Consider the following 5429-nt stretch of genomic DNA (forward strand, 5'->3'; position numbering starts at 1 on the left):
AACAAGATAGAGCGGTGGTGTTTTGTGCTCAAAAATTGGATAAAGCAGCGCTAGGGAGCGTTTGAGACCTTTTGAGATTGTGTTGATGCTGCTTTTGGAAAAAGTCCTAATGTATATGCGTAGCGCGAGAGAAAGATGCCCCCCAACAGAAAGTCTCCCCTCTGACATACAGAGGAGAGACTTTTCTCTATTATTAACCTGGCACCGAGCTATTTTCCCAGGGGACTACTCCCCAAGTATTTTTGCCGCTATTGCGTTTCACAACCGAGTTCGGGATGGATCGGAGTGGGTCCACAATGCCATAGGCACCAAGAAGAATGTAAGGGTTAAAACCCTGAAGGCTGCATAGCAAATTCTGTCAAACACCAAATATATGAGGTCAAGCCCTCGGTCTATTAGTACAGCTCGACTGCGCGCATTACTGCGTTTCCATCTACTGCCTATTAACGGGTAGTCTTCCCGTGACCTTACCAGGTTGACCCTGTGAGAGTACTCATCTTGAGGTGGGCTTCCCACTTAGATGCTTTCAGCGGTTATCCTCTCCGCACTTGGCTACCCAGCGTTTACCGTTGGCACGATAACTGGTACACCAGCGGTGCGTTCCTCCCGGTCCTCTCGTACTAAGGAGGAATCCTCTCAATACTCTTACGCCTACACCGGATATGGACCGAACTGTCTCACGACGTTCTGAACCCAGCTCACGTACCGCTTTAATGGGCGAACAGCCCAACCCTTGGGACGTACTACCGCCCCAGGTTGCGATGAGCCGACATCGAGGTGCCAAACCTCCCCGTCGATGTGAACTCTTGGGGGAGATCAGCCTGTTATCCCTAGAGTAACTTTTATCCGTTGAGCGACGGCCATTCCACGCTGTGCCGTCGGATCACTAAGGCCTACTTTCGTACCTGCTCGACTTGTAAGTCTCGCAGTCAAGCTCCCTTATGCCTTTACACTCTGCGGCTGATTTCCGACCAGCCTGAGGGAACCTTTGCGCGCCTCCGTTACCTTTTAGGAGGCGACCGCCCCAGTCAAACTACCCACCTGAAACTGTTCCTCGCCCAGATAATGGGACAAGGTTAGAATTCTAGCCTTGATAGAGTGGTATCTCACCAGTGACTCAATATACCCCACAAGGCATATTTCAACGTCTCCCACCTATCCTGCGCAATCAAAGCCCGAACCCAATTCCAAGCTATAGTAAAGCTTCATAGGGTCTTTCTGTCCGGGTGCAGGTAGTCCGTATCTTCACAGACAATCCTATTTCGCCGAGCCTCTCTCCGAGACAGTATCCAGATCGTTACGCCTTTCGTGCGGGTCGGAACTTACCCGACAAGGAATTTCGCTACCTTAGGACCGTTATAGTTACGGCCGCCGTTCACCGGGGCTTCGGTCGCTAGCTTCATCCGAAGACTGACCAACTTCCTTAACCTTCCGGCACTGGGCAGGCGTCAGCCCCCATACATCGTCTTACGACTTAGCGGAGACCTGTGTTTTTGGTAAACAGTCGCCTGGATCTCTTCACTGCGGCCCACTTGCATGGGCACCCCTTCTCCCGAAGTTACGGGGCCATTTTGCCGAGTTCCTTAGAGAGAGTTACCTCGCGCCCCTTGGTATACTCTACCTCCCTACCTGTGTCGGTTTCGGGTACAGGCAACTATAGATTAACGTGTTTAGAGCTTTTCTTGGAAGCATGACATCAACCACTTCGCGGACGTATCCACTCGTACTCGCGCCTCGACTCAGGTCGTTTTCGCCGACCCTCAACATCTAAACGCTTGAACCAGTAACCAACATCTGGCTGGCTTAGCCTTCTCCGTCCCTCTGCACAATCTATAGTCGGTACGGGAATATTAACCCGTTGGCCATCGACTACGCTTTTCAGCCTCGCCTTAGGTCCTGACTAACCCTCCGCGGACGAGCCTTCCGGAGGAACCCTTAGGGTTTCGGGGCATTGGATTCTCACCAATGTTTTCGCTACTCAAGCCGACATTCTCACTTCTACTTCGTCCACACCTGCTCTCGCTAATGCTTCAACCTAACGTAGAACGCTCCCCTACCACTTGTACAAGTACAAGTTCACAGCTTCGGCATGTTACTTAGTCCCATTCATTTTCGGCGCAGGATCGCTTGACCAGTGAGCTATTACGCACTCTTTTAAGGATGGCTGCTTCTAGGCAAACCTCCTGGTTGTCTCTGCAATCCCACCTCCTTTGCCACTTAGTAACAATTTAGGGGCCTTAGCTGGTGATCTGGGCTGTTTCCCTCTCGACGATGAAGCTTATCCCCCACCGTCTTACTGGCTGAGTGTACACGGGGTATTCGGAGTTTGACTCGATTTGGTACCGCTCTCGCAGCCCGCACCGAATCAGTGCTCTACCCCCCCGCTATAATCTCAACCGCTGCGCCTAAACACATTTCGGGGAGAACCAGCTAGCTCCGGGTTCGATTGGCATTTCACCCCTAACCACAGCTCATCCGCTCCTTTTTCAACAGAAGTCGGTTCGGACCTCCACTTGGTGTTACCCAAGCTTCATCCTGGCCATGGTTAGATCACCCGGGTTCGGGTCTATAAACACTGACTAACGCCCTTATCAGACTCGGTTTCCCTTTGGCTTCGGCATTCCCGCCTTAACCTGCCAGTGCCTATAAGTCGCCGGCTCATTCTTCAACAGGCACACGGTCAGCCGCTTAATCGGCCTCCCATTGCTTGTAAGCTAACGGTTTCATATTCTATTTCACTCCCCTTCCGGGGTTCTTTTCACCTTTCCCTCGCGGTACTGGTTCACTATCGGTCACACAGGAGTATTTAGCCTTACGAGGTGGTCCTCGCTGATTCACACGGGATTTCACGTGCCCCATGATACTCGGGATACAGCTAGTATCGTTAAACTTTCAACTACAGGACTTTCACCCTCTCTGGTGCAGCTTTCAACTGCTTCGTTTAGTCGCTCGATTCCATGTCGCTGTCCCACAACCCCAGTGATAAAAATCACTGGTTTAGGCTGTTCCCGCTTCGCTCGCCGCTACTAAGGGAATCGCTTTTGCTTTCTCTTCCTCCAGCTACTAAGATGTTTCAGTTCGCTGGGTTAGCCTGACTAGCCTATGGATTCAGCTAGCCATATACAGGTTGCCCCATTCGGAAACCTCCGGATCAATGTTTGTTTCCAACTCCCCGAAGTATATCGCCGGTAACCGCGTCCTTCATCGCCTCTGTGTGCCTAGGTATCCACCGTTAGCCCTTTGTAGCTTGACCACAAATTATATTTGGTGTCTGTGATTGAATCATTAGAGCGAATCTAACAATCCATCCTACCTGACAGAATTTTTGTTTTGCTATGCAGTTTTCAAGGTTCTAGCTGGACCACAAATCCAGCAGGCTCAGTTGTAAAGACAACTCAAAATGCTGAATCGTTTGCCAATTTATAGGTGGGTATGGTTGGTGGAGGTAAGCGGATTTGAACCGCTGACTTCCTGCGTGCAAGGCAGGCGCTCTACCAGCTGAGCTATACCCCCATACTGTAGGAGTGGGCCATCCTGGACTCGAACCAGGGACCTCACCCTTATCAGGGGTGCGCTCTAACCACCTGAGCTAATAGCCCATAGTTTTAGAAAAAACAGCTCTCATAAGACCCGAAAGTCTTATGATGGCCGCTATATCTAAACCTAGATATAGTTTGAAAGCTTAACAACACACCTCGATCGACCTTGGGAATGACATTCGCTCACCTAATACGTGAGTTCGGTGTAGCAAATGTAGGTCTCCCTGAAAGGAGGTGATCCAGCCACACCTTCCGGTACGGCTACCTTGTTACGACTTCACCCCAGTCATCAGCCCTACCTTCGGCGTCCCCCTCCGCAAGCGGTTGGAGTAACGACTTCGGGCGTGGCCAACTTCCATGGTGTGACGGGCGGTGTGTACAAGGCCCGGGAACGTATTCACCGCAGTATGCTGACCTGCGATTACTAGCGATTCCTACTTCATGCAGGCGAGTTGCAGCCTGCAATCTGAACTGAGGCTGGGTTTATGGGATTAGCTAGCTCTCGCGAGTTTGCAACCCTTTGTCCCAACCATTGTAGTACGTGTGTAGCCCAGGACGTAAGGGGCATGCTGACTTGACGTCATCCACACCTTCCTCCGGTTTGTCACCGGCAGTCTATCTAGAGTGCCCAACTTAATGATGGCAACTAAATACGTGGGTTGCGCTCGTTGCGGGACTTAACCCAACATCTCACGACACGAGCTGACGACAGCCATGCACCACCTGTGTTCGCGCTCCCGAAGGCACTCTCTGCTTTCACAAAGATTCGCGACATGTCAAGCCCTGGTAAGGTTCTTCGCGTTGCATCGAATTAAACCACATACTCCACCGCTTGTGCGGGCCCCCGTCAATTCCTTTGAGTTTCACACTTGCGTGCGTACTCCCCAGGCGGAACACTTAACGCGTTGGCTACGGCACTGAACGGGTCGATACGTCCAACACCTAGTGTTCATCGTTTACGGCTAGGACTACAGGGGTATCTAATCCCTTTCGCTCCCCTAGCTTTCGTCCATGAGTGTCAGTTGCGGTCCAGCAGAGCGCCTTCGCCACTGGTGTTCTTCCCAATATCTACGCATTTCACCGCTACACTGGGAATTCCCTCTGCCCCTACCGCACTCTAGCTCAACAGTTTCCACCGCCGCTCCAGGGTTGAGCCCTGGGATTTAACAGCAGACTTGCTGGGCCACCTGCGGACGCTTTACGCCCAATAATTCCGGATAACGCTTGCCTCCTCCGTATTACCGCGGCTGCTGGCACGGAGTTAGCCGAGGCTTATTCAACAGGTACCGTCAGTTATTCTTCCCTGTTAAAAGCGGTTTACGACCCAAGGGCCTTCCTCCCGCACGCGGTATTGCTCCGTCAGGCTTGCGCCCATTGCGGAAAATTCCCCACTGCTGCCTCCCGTAGGAGTCTGGACCGTGTCTCAGTTCCAGTGTGGCTGATCGTCCTCTCAGACCAGCTACTGATCGTCGCCTTGGTGAGCCGTTACCTCACCAACTAGCTAATCAGACGCGAGGTCATCCTCAGGTAATAAATCTTTCACCTCTCGGCATATGGGGTATTAGCAGTCGTTTCCAACTGTTGTCCCCCGCCTAAGGGCAGATCCTCACGCGTTACTCACCCGTCCGCCACTCGCCACCAAGGAGCAAGCTCCTCGTGCTGCCGTTCGACTTGCATGTGTTAAGCATACCGCCAGCGTTCATCCTGAGCCAGGATCAAACTCTCCATGTTGGTTGAGTTTAAATAAGACTCTGTAATCGAGAAATTACTGTAAAACAGCAACTCCTTAGTTCATTTGAACGAGGTTTATATGTGCTATTATGGCTTTCAAACTATTAACTTATCTAGGTTCAGAGCGCTTCCGAAAAACGTGTCTCTCTCGAGCGCTTT

2 tRNA genes and 3 rRNA genes are annotated in these 5429 nt (G+C 51.6%); all 5 read right to left on the reverse strand.

From position 1 onward, the window contains the following. Positions 1 to 196: 196 nt before the first annotated feature. The 5 genes from rrf to C1752_RS27790 all read right to left on the reverse strand — a co-directional run bounded on the left by rrf (position 197) and on the right by C1752_RS27790 (position 5270). Positions 197 to 313, reverse strand: a 5S ribosomal RNA gene (gene rrf, locus C1752_RS27770). A gap of 62 nt (positions 314 to 375) precedes the next feature. Further along, positions 376 to 3253: ribosomal RNA gene (locus tag C1752_RS27775) — 23S ribosomal RNA — on the reverse strand. Between the two features lie 184 nt (positions 3254 to 3437). Then, positions 3438 to 3513: transfer RNA gene (locus tag C1752_RS27780), tRNA-Ala, on the reverse strand. Positions 3514 to 3525: 12 nt separating this feature from the next. Continuing rightward, positions 3526 to 3599, reverse strand: a tRNA-Ile gene (locus tag C1752_RS27785). 167 nt (positions 3600 to 3766) lie between these two features. Beyond that, a 16S ribosomal RNA gene (locus C1752_RS27790) occupies positions 3767 to 5270 on the reverse strand. Together the 16S, 23S and 5S rRNA genes with 2 tRNA genes alongside form the textbook arrangement of a ribosomal RNA operon. Between the last annotated feature and the right edge of the window lie 159 nt (positions 5271 to 5429).

The organism is Acaryochloris thomasi RCC1774 (assembly GCF_003231495.1).
Taxonomy (GTDB): Bacteria; Cyanobacteriota; Cyanobacteriia; order Thermosynechococcales; family Thermosynechococcaceae; genus RCC1774.